Source organism: Virgibacillus halotolerans, from assembly GCF_016908515.1.
Classification (GTDB): Bacteria; Bacillota; Bacilli; order Bacillales; family Amphibacillaceae; genus Virgibacillus_M; species Virgibacillus_M halotolerans.
In genome coordinates this window covers 184,626-204,063 of sequence record NZ_JAFBEA010000002.1, presented here as the reverse complement: position 1 = coordinate 204,063, position 19,438 = coordinate 184,626, and the positions used below count along the sequence as shown (strand labels likewise).

Genomic DNA, 19,438 nt, shown 5'->3' with positions numbered 1-19,438 from the left:
TGAAAACGTACTAGAATTTCTATTACCTTAGCAACAATATCACCAATAACTCACATAGATCATTTACAACACACTTTCTATTTGTTGCTTAGAATAGTACAGACTCTATTAAAACTGTTGTTTTTCGCATCAAAAACATTTTATACTCTCCAGATAATCTTGTCAAGAGGATGAATAGAATATTATTGTTTCTTTTTTCAACAGTTACTTCATGAACTTATGGGACAATCTATTTCGCCTCACTCTTTTCTAATGCCCGATTCATGGCAATCAAAATAAAGGGGTCACCAGTGTTGTTCACCTAATGATTATTTCGTCAGCTATGGGAAAATTAAATTGCAGCATGATTTTCTCCTTGCGATTGATAACGAATATATTCTTCCTCGTTTCAAAGTGCTTTCGAATAATGAGTTTTTCAAACTTAAACCTTTAAGGACTTTTATAAAACAATAATAACGCAACGATTATCAATATTAATTTATTGTAAAACGATAAATATCGTGTTAAAATAAAATTTATAATAAATAGGTGAGGTGCGTTTTATGAAAAGAGAAACATTCTTTTTAAAGTTCGTTGTTGTTCTTATGGGACTCCCTATCCTTGCTTTGTGTATATTTTTATTGCCAGGGATAGCTGAATATTTCGCGGAATTAAACCCAAAGTTAGCTTATTTGCAATATCCTTTTTTAATCGGATTATATGTAACAGCGATCGCATTTTTTGCTGCATTGTATCAGACTTTAAAACTTTTAAGCTATATTGATAACAACAAAGCTTTCTCGGAATCATCTGTAAAGTCTTTAAAAAATATCAAAAACTGTGCCATCGTCATCGGTGCCTTGTATGTGGTATTTATGCCGCTCTTATATCTTATAGCAGAGGTAGACGATGCCCCAGGTATTATACTGATAGGGATGGTCATTATTTTTGGTTGCATGGTGATTGCAGTCTTTGCCGCTGTTCTTCAAAAGCTATTAAAAAATGCGATCGATATAAAGTCAGAAAATGAATTAACGGTCTGAGGTGAATAACGTGGCGATTATAATCAATATTGATGTGATGCTGGCTAAACGAAAAATGAGCGTGACAGAACTTTCGGAGAGGGTTGGAATAACAATGGCTAACCTTTCTATATTGAAAAACGGAAAGGCAAAAGCGATTCGATTATCCACTTTAGAGGCGATTTGCAAGGCTTTAGAATGTCAGCCCGGAGATGTTTTAGAATACCGATGTGATGAAAACTCACAAAATTAATACTGAGGAAATATTTAACATTGAAAGTAAAAAAATCCATTATTCAATGAATCAAATGTATAGAAGGGGAGTTATTCATGAATAAAACCATTCAAATTGATTCACAGAAGAAAACGTTGAAGGCACAAATCATGAGGGCACTAAAACGACTCGTTCTTTTTGGTTGGGAGGAGGCCCTATCATGTTTGTTTCCTGTCGTTATTTTTGTTTCTTTAGCTTTCACACAAATCGTGACACTCCCCTTCCTACCACGGTATGACTGGCTACTCATCATCTTTCTTCTGATGCAGTGGTGGATGGTACGTTCTGGACTTGAAACACGTGATGAACTAAAGGTTATCACATTGTTCCACCTTATTGGACTATCACTTGAAATTTTCAAGGTACATATGGGCTCTTGGTCTTATCCAGAGGAAGGATATTTCAAACTTTTTGGAGTGCCTTTATATAGCGGGTTCATGTATGCAAGTGTGGCAAGTTACCTTTGCCAGGCTTGGAGAAGATTAAAGGTTGAACTCGTTAAGTGGCCACCGTTTTGGGTCGTTTTTATGCTTGCAGCTGCGATATATTTAAATTTTTTCACGCATCATTATTGGATTGATGTTCGTTGGTGGTTATCTGGACTTATAATTATTATTTTTTGGAAGTCATGGATCACATACGAGGTTGATGGCACCCGTTTCCGTATGCCACTCGCACTTTCTTTTGTGCTCATTGGATTTTTTATATGGATAGCTGAAAACTTCGCAACGTTCTTTGGCGCTTGGGAATACCCAAACCAAACTGATGCTTGGAGTCTCGTTCATCTAGGAAAGGTGAGTTCCTGGGTCTTATTAGTGATTGTTAGCTTTCTTATAGTAGCGATGTTAAAACAGGTTAAAGTAAAACTTCACTAGATTAGATGATATTTACCCTATTGATACCAAAACAAACACAACAAAGGCCTAACATTAATAAGCGCCTTTTATGAAAAGGCGCTTCGACACTGCATATTTTATTCGATATCAGGGAAACAAATCGGTTATAAATTCTGAACCAGATCCAGCCCCCTCCTATGATGAAACCGGGTTAAATCGCTGAAAAAATAGATTACTAATCTACCATCATTCCTTACTTCTTCACAGGATGCTTATAAACATATTCAGGAAAGTCAGTTATGATACCATCAACACCTAGCTCAAATAAGTTGTCTGCTTGTTCCTGGGTTCGTACAGTATAGGGATACATCTTCAGCCCCTTATCTTGAACTCTCTCAACAAGCTCATGTGTGACGATATTCATATTTGGGTTATAAAAATCGGCATATGCTGCAAACTCTGCTAGCTGTTCATCTGTAACGTCTGCCCACGATGAGTCGGTAAGAACACCATGGGGTATGTTAGGTACAAGTTCCTTTGATTTTTTTACTGATTCATGATTGAATGACTGGATAATAACTTTTTGGTTATTAGGCCTGTGCATATTACGCTCGATTAAGGCATCGATAACCTTTTCCTCCACACCTGGATACAGTTCAGGTGACTTTAATTCTATTAATATCCCGATCTTTCCACGATACCTGTCCAATATTTCCTCAAATGTAGGTATCTGTTCACCGATAAAGTCCTTACCAAACCAAGTCCCCGCATCGAGTTGTCTAAGCTCCTCAAGTGTGTAATCACTAACGGATCCCGTTCCATTTGTAGTACGATCTATTGTTGTGTCATGGATGACTACTAACCTTCCATCCCTTGTCTGTTGTACATCTATTTCAATATAATCCGCCTTCATTTCAAATGCTTTATCAAAGGCAGCTATTGTATTTTCTGGTGCATGACCGGAGGCACCACGATGTGCAATATTAACCATTTTCTGCTGTTGTTTAATTGCCGGTGTTTCACTACTGGATGCGAGTACCGGAATTGTAAACATGGACATTAAAAACATTGTTGTCATAGATAAAATCGTGAATTTACGGAACATAATTTTAACCTCTCCCTTTTCAGTATTTATTTATTATTATAAAGCAAGACTATTAATTGAAGATTAAGGGGAGGTAAAGAATTGTAAATAAAATCAAAAGACTAGTAGTACTAACTCAGATAAAAAATACTTTAGACAATTTCCATCTCAAGTAGTGCACTGCTCAATGTTTTTCCGTGTGTATCCACTTTTATGTTAATCATTTTTATATAAGACTTGCCATTTCAATTTTGTCATTCCATCTTAATTCTAAACAAATATATCCTACTTCTGCTTTATAATGTAAACCTATAACATAATTTTGAGCCATCACCTAATAGGCAATGGCTCATTTTAAAGGACTGTAAGAATCACGAATACATATCTAAATATAATGTTTCCAAACACTTTCTGGATAAATGCGTTCGTGCATTCTTCTCTAAGATTTACCTATCATTCAATCTGTAAGCGTATCTTCTCTAATCCGTCTAATGCTATAACGCATACTGCTCTTTAACTAACTCTATCAAACCCTTATTCTTTAAATACGTTTCAGGAACTAGGAATGTAACTGTTACTACTCCTGGATGACGCCCGATCTCGATGGAGCCATTAATAGTTGCACGGTTCATTACTTCTGGAACAGTAATATCAAAAAAACTCGCAGCTCTTTCCATTCCATTATTCGTTGCTTCATTGAGATCTGCGCCGGATCCGACAAAAGAGATTGGATAAGATTCCTCGATTTCTTTGACGCCCCACTGTTCACCCAATTTAAGTGCTTGTTGTTTTTCTTCTTCACTAAATGGTTTTGCCAAGTGAGGCAAATCTTCATAAACTGGAAGTAGTAACGGCCCATCTATTTGCATATCTTTTAATACGTTGACCTGTAGATTCACAATCCCGGATACATCTGCAGTATGGCCTGCAATCTCTCCATCACCTTGCATTGCGTGCATGTCCCCCAGGTAAACACCGCCACCTTGAACTTTCACAGGACATATCAGAACCGCTCCTGTTCGTACCCGATTGATATCCATGTGGCCATCCGTCCTGTCCCCGAGCTGTTCCTGAGTAATTCCATAATCATGCGGAGCTCCTATCAAAAATTGTCCAAAGTCACCTGCATTATGTGAATCTGGCAATGCCCGAGCAGGGGTTGTACCTAACTGACCTAAAAATGGTCTAAGTCGTGCAATCGTTCCTGGCATCCCATTTGGAGCGAAGGTAACGATTGGATTTTGAATTGAGTTTTCTGGTGTATTCATATATTTCTTTCCATCTTTTGCAACTATTTCGGCTGCTTCTTTATTTAAAGTGAGGCCTACAGATTTTTTATCGTTAAAAGCAATTGTGTAGGCGTGTGTGAAAGCAAACGGGGTAATATCCGCATCACAGTTTTTGCAATGAATGGCCTTTTCGCCGATTCCCTTTATAACCGTTTCCGGGTTCAATGTACCACATTCCGGACACTTAGCAGCTACAAATGGATCTCCGTTGAAACGTCCCTCAACTGGTTTATCATTTCCCGATGCAGTGACCATTGATGTGACTTCTATTGATTTAATGTGAATGGCAATCGCATCTCCGATTTCCGCACCTTCCACATAAACAGGATTAGTAACTTCATGACCACCTTTTAAGGCTGGTGTAATCATTGGCCCCCAACATCCTGGAGCTGTATTGGCCACAATATGCCCGCCATCTTTTACGACATATTCCATTTCCCTCTCCGGATCAAGAATACCGTCTGTAAATGTATTGACATAAACTGTTTGTTTTGTGCTCAAGGTCCCTCTCCCCTTTCTTCTATCTATCTCTATTTAACTCTACTTTGATAGCGTTTTCAAATATTTGATATATAGAGTTGTATTGAGTGAGGACTGAATAGAGATAACAATATAGTTGTTCTGGTTACAAAATTGTCGTGCCTTTATATACATAGCATGCGATAATTCATCCCAAAACTACGTATATCTGATACATCTTGTAAAACCCTAAACGAATATATTATAAATATAAACGAAACAGCGCTATATACGATCGATTAATGTACACAGCACTGTTTATTATTTTGCATAAACGATATATCGATCCGGAGCGTTTCCGATGTATGAAAAAGGATAACAAGTTGATAAAGTTAACACTTCGTCCGGAGCTGTCGGTTGAATGATCGATCTATCATCCGCATCAACAATTTCCGTATCATAAATCTCGTAAACAAATGTTTCGCTTTCCATCTTCACCTGAATTTCATCACCATTTTCCAGCTCTCCAAATTGGCGAAAAACAGTATCCCGGTGACCAGATAACAAAATTTGATCTTTTTGCCCCGGCAATGCAGTACTGGAATAATGCCCAACTCCTTTAGCCAGCTCATCTTCATCGGTACCGGAAATAATCGGTATTTCACGATCAAGGCGCGGGATATACAGAAGGCCAATTGTATCTCCCTCTTTCATCTCACTATATTGGGTTCCTAAATCTATCTTCCTTTTCTGTACCATCATGTTCAGAACTAATCTGCTTTGCTTCCTTTAATGCTTTTTCTTGTTGAAAGTGTGTTAGCACCAGCCTACCTGCACCGAAAACAAGCATGATCATTCCGGCGATAATCAATAGTTTAGAAATCATTTTCAACATAAATATATACCCCTTATTGGATTACTATTCGTGCTATCCTAAACCCCTATAATCGTTTTATCCAGTTCACCCTGTAAGTGCGGAATTCGAAATTGAAGGTATTGGCAATACCCTGATAAATAGTGCTCCACGTCATCAATTCGTACACGGAAGGAATGATGACGAATAAAAAATCCATTTAATATAAGACTTGGATCCTTTGTATACATCGCCATTTCAGGATAGAAAAATCCTACCCGCTGATATTCAGCACGTTTATCAATTGTTTTTTCCAGAAAATCCTCATCAATATATTCTAGTAAGTATAACTTATCAAGTTTCTTTATCTTATCTATTATCTTATAAGCAGCCATCGTCAGTTCTAAAAATGTTGGATAAGTCGTTTCTCGATGATATATGAAGTTGAGCCTATTATTACAATTCTTTAATCCAAAAATAAAATATATATCTTCTGGTATGTAGTCAGTTAACTCATTCGCTGCATAACTTAGCCAATGGTCATGATGTTTCCAATAATCATTAGCTATAAAGTAATCAAATGATTTTTTCACTTCATTCAGCCATAAATCGTTTTTATCTATCTCATACAAGCGTAACAATGAAAAGATGGCTTCCCCTTCATAATAAATGATTCTATAAAGGTCTTTAATTTCGAACGTTGGATAGCTTAAAACATGCACAAAACCACCACTCGGGGTCTTCATTTGAATAATCCCTCGTGCCAGTGCTTGAGCAACCTTAAGGAATTTATCAGACTTTGTCATTTCCATATATTTTGTCATTGCCAAAATAGCAGTTGCACTTGAACCTAATTTGATTTCCTGGTGATTCGCATTATCCACAACAAAGGCTGTTTCCTCATCGGCATCGGCTTTATATACGATCGCTTCACGGATTAAATAGTCTAACCCTTTTTCAACCGTATCGATAATTTGTTTATCCTGTAAAACCTCGTAAGCTTCCGCCATCGAATACAGCGAACTGGAATGACGTAATATGTTGTACGTCCCAATTTTTTTGGCAAATGGGGAGAAATATCCATATTCAAATTGACCATCTGCTTTAACCTGATCAACTAGATAGTAAGCAGAATGCTCTATTAGCAACCTAGCCTCATCTTTGATATTATCTATTTTTCTAATGCCATTTGTAAGTGCTCCATTATATAAATCATAAAATTGTTGATCATCTCTATTTTTAAAGATGCTTATTGTATTAAAGAGGTAGACAGATTTATTTTGATACATTTTTTTCATGAAAGGCAGGCGATTATTATGCTTGTTATTAAAGTTTAAATAGTGATTAATATTTTTTTCATTTAATTGCAGCGATGTATTTTTCCCATCTCTAATCATGGCATTCCCATTTATTTCTTGTTCTAAAAAAGCCATGCGAAATCCTGCATCAAAAGCTATGCCTGAACGAAAGTAATTTTTCCTAGTTTTTGCTATCTCTTTTTGCAAATCTTCAAAAGGCAATTGGCTTACACTGTTTACTACGTCAATTTTAATCCATTGTGGATCGATTTGATTTTTACGAACGAGATCGATTGCTTTTTCTCGAATATTGTTAAATGCCTTTGAATAATTCGTTGCAGCAGTTTTATAAACACGTGCCCGAATAGAGGGATTTCCCACAGATAAAAATAGGATATATCTTGACTCTTCATCTACTTTCACTATTCCCAATGTACCATTTTCTATTTTCTTATTAAACTGTTCTTCAAACCCATCGATCATTTTATGTACGTAACCTAATTGTGTCTTTTCCTCACTCACATCAATCAGCTCTCCTTTAACAATGAAAATAATCAGCCTATATCCATGTTAGAATATAGGCTAATTATTATCCTTTCTATTTGTGTCGCTTAATGTTTCTTAACTATTTTATCTTTCTTTCTACGGGTAAACAGTCCAGCTGCTCCAGCCATCATCGCCAGCAAACCAGCGAATAACCAGTTATACGTTGATGTAGCAGTATCCGGAAGTTTATTCCCTTCTCCGTAACCATCGGTATTACTTCCATCAACAGTATTTGTGTTTCCAGTTAAACCACTGTGTTCAGGGGATCCACCAGCTCCACCACCTGTGCTTCCAATACCTCCAATAATACCAGTATCAGCACCGTTGTCTTCGCTAGATCCGTTATCCTTGTCTGCATCAGCGTCAGCATCGGCGTCGGCATCGCCGTCCCCATCTTCATCTTCGCTTGCTAGAACAGTCACATAAGCTGGATCACTTTCGACAGTTTCACCATCTTCATCTTCTTGAGATTGGGTTACTTCAAGCTCCATTCCTTCTTCTAATGGCGATTCTAATTCAACTGTGAAGTTTCCGTCTGCATCAACTTCTCCTGTACCTAATTCATTTCCTGCTTCGTCTTTAACATGAACAGTCGATCCTGACTCACCTGTTCCTATAACTTCAGTCTCACCATCATATGCATCTTCAACAGTTGGAATATCTAAAATTAAGCCATCATCTCCGTCTCCATCAGCGTCCGAATCGGAGTCAGCGTCGGCATCGGCATCAGCATCGGCATCAGCATCAGCATCGGCGTCAGCGTCAGCATCGGCGTCAGCGTCGGCATCAGCGTCGGCATCAGCGTCGGCGTCGGCATCAGCATCGGCATCAGCATCAGCATCGGCATCGGCGTCAGCATCGGCATCGGCGTCAGCATCGGCGTCAGCGTCAGCATCGGCATCGGCATCAGCGTCAGCATCAGCGTCGGCATCAGCGTCGGCATCAGCGTCGGCATCAGCATCAGCATCAGCATCGGCATCGGCGTCAGCATCGGCGTCAGCGTCAGCATCGGCATCGGCATCAGCATCGGCATCAGCGTCGGCGTCAGCATCAGCGTCAGCGTCAGCATCAGCGTCAGCATCGGCGTCAGCATCGGCGTCAGCATCGGCATCGGCGTCAGCATCAGCATCGGCATCAGCATCGGCGTCAGCATCAGCGTCAGCGTCAGCATCAGCGTCAGCATCGGCGTCAGCATCGGCATCGGCGTCAGCATCGGCGTCAGCATCAGCATCGGCATCAGCATCGGCGTCAGCATCAGCGTCAGCATCGGCATCAGCGTCAGCATCAGCGTCAGCATCGGCGTCGGCATCAGCGTCGGCATCAGCGTCGGCGTCAGCATCAGCGTCAGCATCGGCATCGGCGTCAGCATCGGCATCAGCATCGGCATCAGCGTCGGCGTCAGCATCAGCATCAGCATCGGCATCAGCGTCGGCGTCAGCATCAGCATCAGCGTCGGCGTCAGCATCGGCATCAGCATCGGCGTCAGCGTCAGCATCGGCGTCAGCGTCGGCATCAGCGTCGGCATCAGCGTCGGCATCAGCATCGGCATCAGCATCAGCATCAGCATCGGCATCGGCGTCGGCGTCAGCGTCAGCATCGGCATCGGCATCAGCGTCAGCATCGGCATCAGCGTCGGCGTCAGCGTCAGCGTCAGCGTCAGCGTCAGCGTCAGCATCAGCGTCAGCATCGGCGTCAGCATCGGCATCGGCGTCAGCATCGGCATCGGCGTCAGCATCAGCGTCAGCATCAGCGTCGGCATCGGCATCAGCGTCAGCATCGGCGTCGGCATCAGCGTCGGCATCAGCGTCGGCGTCAGCATCAGCGTCAGCATCGGCATCGGCGTCAGCATCAGCATCGGCATCAGCATCAGCATCGGCATCAGCATCGGCATCAGCATCGGCATCAGCATCAGCGTCGGCGTCAGCATCAGCGTCAGCATCAGCGTCGGCGTCAGCATCAGCATCAGCATCAGCGTCGGCGTCAGCATCTCCGTCGCCATCATCCTGTTCATCAAATTCTACTATTGCAGAATCTTGAAGGCTACTTAACAATTCAGCATCAATCACACCTGTGTTTACTCCGGCACCTTCAATCTCGACCTGGCCTTCAACTTCAGCCGGCTTATCAACCAAAACATTAGCATTTACAGTAGTTTCACCAATCACTTGCAATCCAGCTAAATCATTTGTTAAATCAATTGTTCCATTTGTTAATTGATCTGTAAGATTTGTTAGCTCATTGGTTACATTTCCTACAAGCGGCAATAAAAGATCGTTCGTAAGACTGCCAAGTAAATCTCCTACAATTGGTAAATCGCTTAATATATTTATTTCAAGATTATTAACAGCAGCAGAAACATCATCAAGCGCACTCTGAACAACATCTCTGACAGCTGTTTCTAAATGATTTCCAAGACCGTCTGAGAATTCTACAACGACTGATCCATCATCATTTACGACAACATCAACTTGGTCTTCATACGCTAAAACATCTGCTAAAGCTGTATTTAGATTATTGAGGTTATCAATAGCCGCATTTAATTCGTCCAGTCCATTGATCTCTACAAGTGAAGGAGGAATTATTGCGGGCAACGCAGCATCAATCCCACTTATTAAACCAGTTACTAAGCCACTCAATGTCCCTTGTAGGCCCTCTAAAGCAGTATTCAATGCTGGAAGATCGTCCATCGTCACGGGAAGAATCTCCACACGTACATTCGCCTGTCCATCCGCCTGCATTTTTCCCGCTAAGTCCGGTGCATAGAAAACGGCAACTTTTTCTGGGTTAAGCACACCCGCATCAGCAACACCTTGTCCTGTCATTGACAAAGCTAAATTATAAGGACCGTCACCTTCAACATTTGATACATCTGCCCCGATGCTTACATCTTGTAAAAGTTGTACGTCTGCTAACGATGCAGCTTGAACCACACCTGTTTCAAACCCTGGAATTTGCATATTTTTAGGCATGCTTATCGGAGCAGTAACCAATACTATTGTGGTTGCAACCGCAGCAGTTCTTTTCATATGTACCTTCCGTATTGCATTCATTCGTTTTTTGTAATCAAATTTAGATTTAGCCAAACAATTCCCTCCCACAGTTTTTGTAATTTAGTTAAAGATCATTAACACCTAATTATAAAATTAATTTTTCCAATAACTTTCTATAAATAATATCTACTATAATAGTATTCTTTCATTCTATAAAAATTAGGTACTAATGACACAAAGCATTTTATTGCTAAGCTTCACCTCCTACTAAACGAAGAAATACTAGAATTTACTAGAATATTTCTTTTTTTGTCGAAAATTACACTTTCTTGTAAAATTACATATTAGTCCTAAATTATCATATAGCAAAATTTGCGTCAACTTTTCAACAATTTGATTACATATTAATTACAGTAGAATATGTATTAAGTAAACACTTATTGCTATTTCCAAAGTATTTCTGTGTTTTATAAATGTAAGCCTTTAATAAGCCCACACCCAGATGTTACATGTGGGGTTATTTGACGCTATATTAATGCTTCATCATCTCGATTAAAAATTGATATACTTGCTCCCGATTTTTAATATGAATTCGTTTATACGCCATACTTACATAATCCCCAATTGTCTTTTCTGTTAAATCAAGTATTTTCGCCATCTCTTGGTTCGTTTTCTGTCTCAAGATTAGATATAAAACATTTAAAGGATATTGAAGATAAAAAGGATGAAGAAGACACATCTGTTATTGACAATAAAAATGAACAAGAAACAGCTTCAAAAGAGGTAGATGAAAAACACCCTAAGCAAGATTCCAAAACTGCGGAAAATGGTGATGAACTCAGCAAAGACAAAGACGTAAAAACATTTACGAATAAAAACATAAATGAAATAAAACAACCTTTAACGTCACCGACAGAAAATCAGCAAAAGCTGTATCACCATTAGTCTCATCAGATGGACATAGACTTGGTGAATATGCACTCGTATTTATTCAAGATGGTAAGGAGCAATCTTTAAAAGATAATGTCCTTATACAGGAAGGCGTTAAGGAAGATAAGCAGGAAACGAATATAAAATGGGATAAGAACGAAGGAATATTAATTAAATTAAATCCTATCGAATCCGATGTTCAAACGAATACAGAATACTCTACGACAATTGAGTGGACCTTAACGGATGCACCATGATGTTTCACACATGCGAAATAAGCCCACCTAATTGAGATGGATTTTTAAAAATATAATTATAAGCGTAAATGACTTTCAATTTAATTGTGCGCAATAGAACAACTATTATTCTTTTGGTTGTAAATCTTCAATGGAATCGATGTCCATATAAGACGGTACGGCTAATCCAATCTTGGCACCTTCTATATTTGCTCCCAGGTCTTCCAAATCATCCTCGTACTCAGCATATAATGCGCCATGTGAAGTTGGCATTGATGCCGCTAAAGATGCATCAGCATCACCTGTTGCCATTGACTTAAACATAACTGCCGGGTCAACTGGTGTAAGGGTGACACTAAAACCCTGTTGTTCCAATGCGACTTTTGCTACATTGGATATAAATTCTTCTGCAACCCAAGGAGAAAAAACTAATTCTATTGGCGTACCATCCACAGAATCTACTCCTTCTGTCCATTTTGCAACTGTATCTTGATTTTCATCTACCCACGCTTGAGCTACTTTTTCAACTTCCCCTTCATCCACATTTAACAAGGCTTCTTCCACCTCTGACAGTTTCCATTGCAGGCGATCAAGGACTGTATAAGCCTCAGGCATTTCATCCTTTAAGTCTTTTCTTACAATTGTTGACAAAGTTTCTTCTTCCCCGAAGATACCTTTAGGATCTTCTAGATACTTTATATCCCATTTGGCAAACATATAATGAGGAGACCATGCTGTTACAACAATTGGTTCTTCATTATCGATAGCTTCATCTAATTCGGTTAACATTGCACCTGTTGAAGACAGTTCCTGTTCCCACCCCTCAAGGTTATCGTAAGTAGATATCGCTTTTTCATTTTTTTCCGTTTGTCCGGCCCCAGGCTCAATACCAGTAATTGTATAGTCCATTTCTTCACTAACATTCGTCTCACTTTGCGAATTAGCGTCATTCGATCCACAGCCTGCAGCAATAAGGGATAAAGATAAACCGGCAATTATTCCCAACCTTTGCCATTTGAAGTTAAACATGTTGTATAGCACTCCTTCGTTTTACAAATTGCTATTCCTTCACCTTTCACAAATGGTGTCAATCATTTTTATTAATAACAACATATTAACGATATAGCTTTTATGTGTATGAAGCAAACGTTAAAAATAGTTATTTCTGTACAAATAATACGTACAGTTTTAGATAAATCGCGACTTTTGTGAATAATATGCTCATTTCGTTTGTTTTTCTCTGTATTAAGCGAAATTACGGGTAGGAAAATCTTTGAAAATTAAAATCCCAATATTGGCGCACCTAAACTTGGCAATGTTTCAGATAGGAAATGAAGGTCCGTTAATTTGTATATTTTAGCATGACCCCTCCCCAATATTATTTACGTTTAAATATACCAGCATCACTTTTGCTCAAGCTAGGAAGTGGTATTTTTTATTATAGGAAGCTTCACACCCGTTACTAATTACCTACTATAAATGATTTATCTATAGTCTATCCTGAATATACTAAAAGGTAATACGAAATAGTATAAAAGTAAATAGTATCCATTTTATACCCAGAGAAAAGCTTCAAACTATATTGACTTCACTAGAAACATAGGTATAATGTAATTAACAGTTTTTTGAATTTTTTCACATAGTAACCATACATTCAAATTAATACCGCCGCTTGTATATTTTTTTGTGTATTATGTAGTTCTAAATAACTATGACAAAAGGAGTGTTTTAATGTTGTTACCTATGCTTATCTTTCTTGTGCTGATTGCCGCTATTGGTTATTGGACATTCAAATCAAAAAAGAAAAAGGTACCCAAGAAAGTTAGTATCCCATTTTTGATTATTGCTTTGATTCTTTTAATGTTCAGTGTGAATACGGAGGACTCTTTAGCAGCTACAAACTATAATAAAGAAGTAGAAAAAAATGAACAATTAACAGATGATATTTCTGAACTACAGAAAAGTAATGATGTTCTCCAGGAGAAATTCGATGAATTAGAAACTGCAAGAGATGATACAGACGAAAAAATCAAAATGCTTGAAAAAGAAAATGATAAAACTCAAGAAGAACATGCATCCATACAATCAGAAAATGAAAGCTTATCTGAGGAAAACGATTCCTTAAAGAGCGATAACAAAAAGCTACAAAAAGAACTAGAGAAAAGTGAAAAGAATACGAAGACCAGTAAGGAAAGCAATAATAAAGGCGAGAAGAATACCGAAGCAAACAAAAGCAAAGCAGAGAATAAAGAAAATACAAGTGCCGATAGTTCAGATAATGATTCGAAGGAAAAGAGTGAAGCAGCCCCCGAAGATTCCACACAAGCAACAGGAGATTGTGAGATTAAAGGAAGCGTAAATGGGATCTATCACACGCCAGGTAGTACATATTACAGTCGAACCACGAATGTGGAACAATGGTTTTGTTCCGAAGAAGAAGCAGTGAATGCCGGATATAGAGCACCAGAGCGATAGAAAAATAAAAATAAATCACATCAAATAAAAGTGTTCAATTTCGTTACTCGGATGTAACGGGCTTGAGCACTTCCTATGCGAAAAAGTCCCTTCTCCAAACATCAATCGTTCCCGGATGAGCAATCCATGATTGTAATTGGATTCAAAAATACATAAAGTTTGGCGCTCTATAGAACTTATTTAACGCCTTAATTATAAATCTAATGTTGTCGCGAAGGCAGATTAATTGTGATAAGCAAAAGCACCTCCAAACCAAGAAGGCGCTCTCATTATTTCATACATTTACCTTTTCGGCACTACTGTCAACCGTTCCTGATGCCAGTCAATTCATGTCGTCAAACCTTGGACCGAATAAATTCAAGTCTTTACCTAAATATCAAGCATCCTATGATTCTGTTTCCTTTCGCATCCGTTTAATCAGCCGTTCTTGGATTGCATAATTGAAGTAAGTGGAGAGTACACCATCATGAGGTTTATACTTCTTGTAGGCATACCACTTTGCAAAAAGCCCATTATGGTGAAACTTCTGACAAAGATCATTCTGCCGTAATTTATGTACCTGATATTGCCACTTTCGTTCATTTTGTTTAACCAATTCATCAAAATTTATTCTCGTTTTTACAGCCATTTCTTTTCCATCCCCCTATAAACTTTTATATTCCTCCTATATACCAAAATTGGGTGACCTGACCATTGATGTTATTTTCTTCTTTAGATATATGTTACCAATAGATTTATTGTAGTTCATTATGCCTATTAAAACAATGTACAAATACGAAATAGTGTCAATAATTCGACCGACAAAAGACGACAAATTTTTCATTAGCTTTTTTTGAATGAAACATAAATAAACGCCTTTTATTAAAAGTCGCACCTGCACTGTATACTTTCTATTCATCATTTAACTTCCTCCATAATGTAGCCCTGCTTATACCTAGATCCTTAGCTGCTAAATCTTTCCTTCCATTATGTTTCAACAGGGCAGATTCAATCAATAAATGCTCATGTTCCTTTAAATTTAAGTTTTCCGTTAAAGGACTTTTATGATTAAAGGATTTATTTCTTCCTGGTGACAGGGCTTGTATCATAAAACTATGGATCGTGCTTTCATTTAATTTCTCGTCTGTACAAAACACTTTAAATCTTGCTAAGACATTTTCAAGTTCGCGTATATTCCCTGGGAATGGGTATTTCTGCAAGAGTTCTAGAACGGGTCGAGTAAGTAACGATACTGATTCTTCCAGTTTAGAAAAGCTTTTCTTAGCTATTTCCTCAATATCCTCCTTTCTTTCTCTAAGAGGGGGGATCACTAATTGTAATACACTAATTCTATAGTACAGATCTTCGCGGAATTTGTTGTCCTGAACTGTTTCCATTAAATCCTTATTTGTTGCGGAAATGATTCGGATATCAATTGGAATGACCTCGTTCCCACCAATCCGCATTATTTCTCTTTCTTGAAGTACCCGTAACAATTTCGATTGTAAGTGAAGTGGGACGGAGTCAATTTCATCAAGAAAGATAGTCCCCTTATGGGCTAGTTCAAACAAGCCCTTTTTCCCACCTTTTTTCGCTCCAGTAAATGCGCCTTCTTCATAGCCAAATAGCTCACTATCAAGAAGATTCTCCGGAATAGCCGCGCAATTAATGGCTACAAATGAATTTTCACAACGGTCACTTGCATTATGGATGCTTTGGGCAAATAGTTCCTTACCTGTTCCAGATTCCCCCTGAATCAAAATAGGATCCATCACACGACTAAATTTTTTAGCTGTTTTCTTAACCAATTCAATATTTTTACTAGAACCGATTATTTCTGTAAAATGGTATTGTGCTTTAAACGTGCTTTTATTAATTCTACTTCGAATATTTAATTCTTTTTTCTGAATTTCTTTAACATCGTCAACAACCAAAATGGCTCCAAATTTTTCACTAGCAACATACACTGGTGATAATGTAGCAGCAAATGTTAGATTGTTAACCTTAAAGATAATCGGCTGTTGACCGTCCACTACATGAACTAAATGTTTCTTATCTATCCACTCCTCAATGCTTTTCCCCAAAATAATTTCCTTAGACAAACCAAATAGTTCTTCTCCAATCTTATTTATTGAAGTAATTTGATGAAGCCCATTAATACTTATAATACCGCTCTTATTGACACTAGCAACGGTTTTAAAAAGCGCTGCTTGTTCCATTTCATTACGATAAATCTCAAGAAATTTAACCGCAGTTTTAATTGCTTCACGTAATGAGCCTTCTGAATATAGAAATTCACTCTCTATTCCATAGGCATCCGCTATTTCACAGGCATAGCTTCCTCCAATTATTTTATTTATGTTCTTTCTTTTAATTCCATCGAAGACCTCGCGAATTCCTTTCAAACTCTGGAAGCTATATTGAGAGATGTTTAAGTTCAACTGATTTGAAATATAATCGATACTTTCAAACCTTGCCCTGTAATTGATAATCGCTATATGTTTTTCCGGAGCATTCTTAGTTAAAGATACTAACACATCATTTTCATTTATCTTTACTGGAACAACAATCATATTTAATTTTTTTTCAAGATTTTTTGCACTTTGTTCGCCACTAATAATTATCGTAGCTGGTTCAAACTGAATTTGTTCCAGCTTCAGTTCATCTTCTTCTAATAGTGATTCAATTGGTTGTTCATTAACTTCAAGCTGAACCCATTCCGGGATTTTCAAATTACTCATAGCCTCATTTGCCAGTAAGGAGAATCTCCTTGATCCTGTAATAACAATTTTGAGATACAACTTTATCCTTCCTTTCTTTGTCTTGGATTTCATTGTGCATCATCTATATGTTTCGTTATGAAACATTGTACGCACAAAAACAAAAATGTAAAGCGCTTTCAACGTTAAAAAGATTACCTCATCATCATTTTACTGCCTAAGAAGTTCTTGGCACAATACTTGCAACTAATAATGTGCAAGGGAGGAGATTTAATTGAGTGAACAAACAATATTACTTAATAAAGCAGAAGGTATCGCTACAATTTATTTAAACCGACCAGAGAAGAAGAATGCTATGACATTAGAGATGTGGAAACAAATTCCGAAGATATTAGCTGAACTTGAGAATGATAAAAAAGTAAAATCTGTAATCATTCGCGGGGTTAACAGGCAAGTTTTTTGTGCTGGAGCAGATATAGAGGAGTTTTCTATAGAGCGTGTCAACGCGTCCCGTTCGCAGTATTATGATAATCAACTTACTGCAGCGGGAGATGCGCTTGAGAATTTCCCGAAACCCGTCATCGCAATGATTGAAGGACCATGTATTGGCGGTGGCTCTGAAATTGCACTTGCTTGTGATATTCGCTTCAGTTCAGAATCAGGAATATTTGGTATCACACCTGCAAAGATCGGACTTATATATGGGGTCCCTCAAACAAAACGCCTCATTGATGCAGTTGGTCCTTCCCGTGCAAAGGATATATTGTTTTCCGGACGATTCCTAGATACAGCCGAAGCTTACCAATTCGGACTGATTGATCATGTGTATCCTACAGAATCCATTGTAGAAGAAACTTATAACTATGCTAAATTGCTTGGAATACGATCGCAATCTACCATAAAAGCCGCAAAAGAAATCTCACAGGCAATACTGGCAGGGACAGTCGATAATGAATTCGATCATAATGCAGCTTATTTTTCAAATGATATTCATGAGGGAATTAAAGCTTTTAAAGAAAAGAGAAAACCTCAATTTTCAGAGTAAAATTGTATCCAAGCTTTTTATACAGTATGATCAATCTAACTTTAAAATGAAAGCGCAATCAAATTAATGTAAAGGGGGTAAATTATGGGACTAGAAGCGGTTACTATTATATTACTATTACTAATGTTTGTAGTGAGCACTTTTTTATCGGTTAACATTGGTATTTTAGCTTTTGTTACTGCTTTTGTTTTAATGTCTTTTACAGGAACAGTTACCATTGACGATATTTATGCTAGTTTTCCAGCGGACCTATTTATTTTGTTATTTGGTGTAACATATCTTTTCGCCGTTATTCAAAAAAATGGAACACTAGATCTAATTACCGGATGGGGGCTTGGAATGGTGAAGGGGAATATCGGTTTGATTCCCTGGGTTATATTTTTTCTTGGAATGGTTCTAACTTCTATAGGTACTTCAGCAATTGCTGTCGCGTCTATACTTGCAGGTATTGGCTTTAGAATCGCCTATAAACAAAAGATCAATCCCTTATTAATTGCCATTATGATACAAGCAGGTTGTATGGCAGGTAGTTTCTCACCACTTAATATCTTTGGAATTATCATCAAGGGTGTAATGAATTCAGAAGGGCTTCCTTTCTCGGAAGTAGCTCTTTATATGAACACTTTTGCCTTTTATACTTTCCTAGCTTTAATCGCGTTTGTTTCATTAGGTGGAATTCGACTTTACAAGGAATCGATCCCCCAACCTTTAGGTATTATTAATCAGCCAGTATATGAAGAGTCCAAAAACCAGCCTAAGCCAAAGGTGAATATTTATAACACACTTTCTATCATAGGTATAGTTCTTCTGATAATTTTCGTCATTGGGTTCGATGGCGATATTGGTTTTGCAGCATTATCTTTAGGTCTTCTGCTTGCTTGTTTAACGCCCAAAATACAAGGAGAAATCTTTAAAATCATGCCATGGTCGGCTATCATTATGGTTTCAGGAATAGTCACTTTTATCGGTATAATGGAGCAAGTTGGTGCCATGATTTTAATGCAGAATTTAATCGGTATGATCGGTAACCCGGTGATCGCATCTCTTATAGCTTCATATGTAGGGGGGATTATATCTGCCTTTGCTTCTACAACCGGATTTCTTGCAGCGATTATACCTTTAGGGGTGCCTATCCTTAGTGATCCATCTATATCGACTATGGGTGTTGTGTCCGCTATTTCTATCTCAGCAAGTATCGTAGACCTAAGTCCCTTTTCAACTGTTGGCGCATTGTTCTTATCGAACGTTCAAGGGATGGGAGAGCGTAAATTCTTTATACAGCTACTGGCAACAGCAGGAATTTTTGTTTTAATTGGTCCATTTATCTCATGGTTAATATTCGTCGTCATTGGGGGGGCCTTCTAATAATCACTAATCTCATTTAACAGTGATCTATTGCTATAGTTATAAACTATTTACGTAT

At 38.2% G+C, this 19,438-nt stretch carries 18 protein-coding genes and 1 pseudogene; 7 read left to right on the top strand and 12 right to left on the bottom strand.

Annotation, left to right across the window (positions count from 1 at the left end):
* Positions 1-542 precede the first annotated feature (542 nt).
* From JOC34_RS07355 to JOC34_RS07345, 3 genes are all read left to right on the top strand, one after another.
* Entirely contained in the window at positions 543-1,022 is a 480-nt protein-coding gene (locus tag JOC34_RS07355; RefSeq protein ID WP_205136106.1) for a DUF2975 domain-containing protein, read from the top strand.
* Positions 1,023-1,032: 10 nt separating this feature from the next.
* The gene (locus JOC34_RS07350) at positions 1,033-1,254 is read left to right on the top strand and encodes a helix-turn-helix domain-containing protein (protein WP_205136105.1); all 222 of its coding nucleotides are present in this window, start codon (positions 1,033-1,035) and stop codon (positions 1,252-1,254) included.
* A gap of 131 nt (positions 1,255-1,385) precedes the next feature.
* Positions 1,386-2,150 (top strand): DUF817 domain-containing protein, encoded by a 765-nt coding sequence (locus JOC34_RS07345; RefSeq protein ID WP_205136365.1) that lies wholly within the window; start codon positions 1,386-1,388, stop codon positions 2,148-2,150.
* A 214-nt stretch (positions 2,151-2,364) separates the two neighbouring features.
* Here JOC34_RS07345 and JOC34_RS07340 read toward each other — a convergent pair whose 3' ends face one another.
* The 9 genes and pseudogenes from JOC34_RS07340 to JOC34_RS22195 all read right to left on the bottom strand — a co-directional run bounded on the left by JOC34_RS07340 (position 2,365) and on the right by JOC34_RS22195 (position 11,288).
* Positions 2,365-3,216, bottom strand: a complete 852-nt coding sequence (locus JOC34_RS07340) for a glycerophosphodiester phosphodiesterase (protein WP_205136104.1) — start codon at positions 3,214-3,216, stop codon at positions 2,365-2,367.
* Between the two features lie 473 nt (positions 3,217-3,689).
* Entirely contained in the window at positions 3,690-4,985 is a 1,296-nt protein-coding gene (locus tag JOC34_RS07335) for an acetamidase/formamidase family protein (protein ID WP_205136103.1), read from the bottom strand.
* A 279-nt stretch (positions 4,986-5,264) separates the two neighbouring features.
* Positions 5,265-5,705, bottom strand: coding sequence for a class D sortase (locus JOC34_RS07330; protein ID WP_205136102.1), 441 nt, complete (start codon positions 5,703-5,705; stop codon positions 5,265-5,267).
* Positions 5,662-5,838 (bottom strand): hypothetical protein, encoded by a 177-nt coding sequence (locus JOC34_RS07325; protein WP_205136101.1) that lies wholly within the window; start codon positions 5,836-5,838, stop codon positions 5,662-5,664. Before JOC34_RS07325 ends, JOC34_RS07330 begins: the two co-directional genes overlap by 44 nt.
* Positions 5,839-5,876: 38 nt before the next feature.
* Positions 5,877-7,616 (bottom strand): glycoside hydrolase family 88 protein, encoded by a 1,740-nt coding sequence (locus JOC34_RS07320; RefSeq protein WP_205136100.1) that lies wholly within the window; start codon positions 7,614-7,616, stop codon positions 5,877-5,879.
* Positions 7,617-7,705: 89 nt separating this feature from the next.
* Complete coding sequence (locus JOC34_RS22210; RefSeq protein ID WP_420856119.1) at positions 7,706-8,131, bottom strand: LPXTG cell wall anchor domain-containing protein; 426 nt, start codon at positions 8,129-8,131, stop codon at positions 7,706-7,708.
* A 176-nt stretch (positions 8,132-8,307) separates the two neighbouring features.
* Positions 8,308-9,639, bottom strand: a complete 1,332-nt coding sequence (locus JOC34_RS22205; RefSeq protein ID WP_420856121.1) for a hypothetical protein — start codon at positions 9,637-9,639, stop codon at positions 8,308-8,310.
* Positions 9,640-9,670: 31 nt separating this feature from the next.
* Positions 9,671-10,597 (bottom strand): annotated as a pseudogene (locus JOC34_RS22200) (adhesive domain-containing protein); the annotation flags it as partial.
* Positions 10,598-11,162: 565 nt separating this feature from the next.
* Positions 11,163-11,288, bottom strand: a complete 126-nt coding sequence (locus tag JOC34_RS22195) for a helix-turn-helix domain-containing protein (RefSeq protein ID WP_420856114.1) — start codon at positions 11,286-11,288, stop codon at positions 11,163-11,165.
* Between JOC34_RS22195 and JOC34_RS07305 the strand changes: the two genes are divergently transcribed.
* Positions 11,255-11,575 (top strand): hypothetical protein, encoded by a 321-nt coding sequence (locus tag JOC34_RS07305; protein ID WP_205136382.1) that lies wholly within the window; start codon positions 11,255-11,257, stop codon positions 11,573-11,575. The genes JOC34_RS22195 and JOC34_RS07305 overlap by 34 nt on opposite strands.
* Before the next feature lie 347 nt (positions 11,576-11,922).
* On the opposite strand, the gene JOC34_RS07300 is transcribed toward JOC34_RS07305, so the two are convergent.
* Entirely contained in the window at positions 11,923-12,825 is a 903-nt protein-coding gene (locus JOC34_RS07300; RefSeq protein ID WP_205136098.1) for a glycine betaine ABC transporter substrate-binding protein, read from the bottom strand.
* A gap of 702 nt (positions 12,826-13,527) precedes the next feature.
* On the opposite strand from JOC34_RS07300, the gene JOC34_RS07295 reads away from it, so the two are divergent.
* Positions 13,528-14,271 carry a sunset domain-containing protein gene (locus JOC34_RS07295; protein ID WP_205136097.1) on the top strand — a complete coding sequence of 248 codons (744 nt, stop codon included), beginning with the start codon at positions 13,528-13,530 and terminating at the stop codon, positions 14,269-14,271.
* A gap of 385 nt (positions 14,272-14,656) precedes the next feature.
* Here JOC34_RS07295 and JOC34_RS07290 read toward each other — a convergent pair whose 3' ends face one another.
* Entirely contained in the window at positions 14,657-14,899 is a 243-nt protein-coding gene (locus tag JOC34_RS07290; protein WP_205136096.1) for a hypothetical protein, read from the bottom strand.
* Between the two features lie 262 nt (positions 14,900-15,161).
* Positions 15,162-17,051: a sigma 54-interacting transcriptional regulator gene (locus tag JOC34_RS07285; RefSeq protein WP_205136095.1), complete on the bottom strand. Its 1,890-nt coding sequence runs from the start codon at positions 17,049-17,051 to the stop codon at positions 15,162-15,164.
* Between the two features lie 193 nt (positions 17,052-17,244).
* On the opposite strand from JOC34_RS07285, the gene JOC34_RS07280 reads away from it, so the two are divergent.
* Together JOC34_RS07280 and JOC34_RS07275 are read left to right on the top strand one after the other, a co-directional pair.
* Positions 17,245-18,015: an enoyl-CoA hydratase/isomerase family protein gene (locus tag JOC34_RS07280; protein ID WP_205136094.1), complete on the top strand. Its 771-nt coding sequence runs from the start codon at positions 17,245-17,247 to the stop codon at positions 18,013-18,015.
* An 84-nt stretch (positions 18,016-18,099) separates the two neighbouring features.
* On the top strand, positions 18,100-19,380 hold the full coding sequence (locus JOC34_RS07275; protein ID WP_205136093.1) for an SLC13 family permease: 1,281 nt from the start codon (positions 18,100-18,102) through the stop codon (positions 19,378-19,380).
* Positions 19,381-19,438: the final 58 nt, after the last annotated feature.

Excerpts from the sequence above, each read along its gene's own strand:
- JOC34_RS07345 (WP_205136365.1), top strand. The coding sequence starts at position 1,386 with ATGAGGGCACTAAAACGACTCGTTCTTTTTGGTTGGGAGGAGGCCCTA.
- JOC34_RS07295 (WP_205136097.1), top strand. The coding sequence starts at position 13,528 with ATGTTGTTACCTATGCTTATCTTTCTTGTGCTGATTGCCGCTATTGGT.
- JOC34_RS22195 (WP_420856114.1), bottom strand. The coding sequence starts at position 11,288 with ATGGCGAAAATACTTGATTTAACAGAAAAGACAATTGGGGATTATGTA.
- JOC34_RS07300 (WP_205136098.1), bottom strand. The coding sequence starts at position 12,825 with ATGTTTAACTTCAAATGGCAAAGGTTGGGAATAATTGCCGGTTTATCT.
- JOC34_RS07275 (WP_205136093.1), top strand. The coding sequence starts at position 18,100 with ATGGGACTAGAAGCGGTTACTATTATATTACTATTACTAATGTTTGTA.
- JOC34_RS22210 (WP_420856119.1), bottom strand. The coding sequence starts at position 8,131 with ATGGAGCTTGAAGTAACCCAATCTCAAGAAGATGAAGATGGTGAAACT.
- JOC34_RS07355 (WP_205136106.1), top strand. The coding sequence starts at position 543 with ATGAAAAGAGAAACATTCTTTTTAAAGTTCGTTGTTGTTCTTATGGGA.
- JOC34_RS07330 (WP_205136102.1), bottom strand. The coding sequence starts at position 5,705 with ATGATGGTACAGAAAAGGAAGATAGATTTAGGAACCCAATATAGTGAG.
- JOC34_RS22205 (WP_420856121.1), bottom strand. The coding sequence starts at position 9,639 with ATGGCGACGGAGATGCTGACGCCGACGCTGATGCTGATGCTGATGCTG.
- JOC34_RS07340 (WP_205136104.1), bottom strand. The coding sequence starts at position 3,216 with ATGTTCCGTAAATTCACGATTTTATCTATGACAACAATGTTTTTAATG.
- JOC34_RS07290 (WP_205136096.1), bottom strand. The coding sequence starts at position 14,899 with ATGGCTGTAAAAACGAGAATAAATTTTGATGAATTGGTTAAACAAAAT.
- JOC34_RS07325 (WP_205136101.1), bottom strand. The coding sequence starts at position 5,838 with ATGTTGAAAATGATTTCTAAACTATTGATTATCGCCGGAATGATCATG.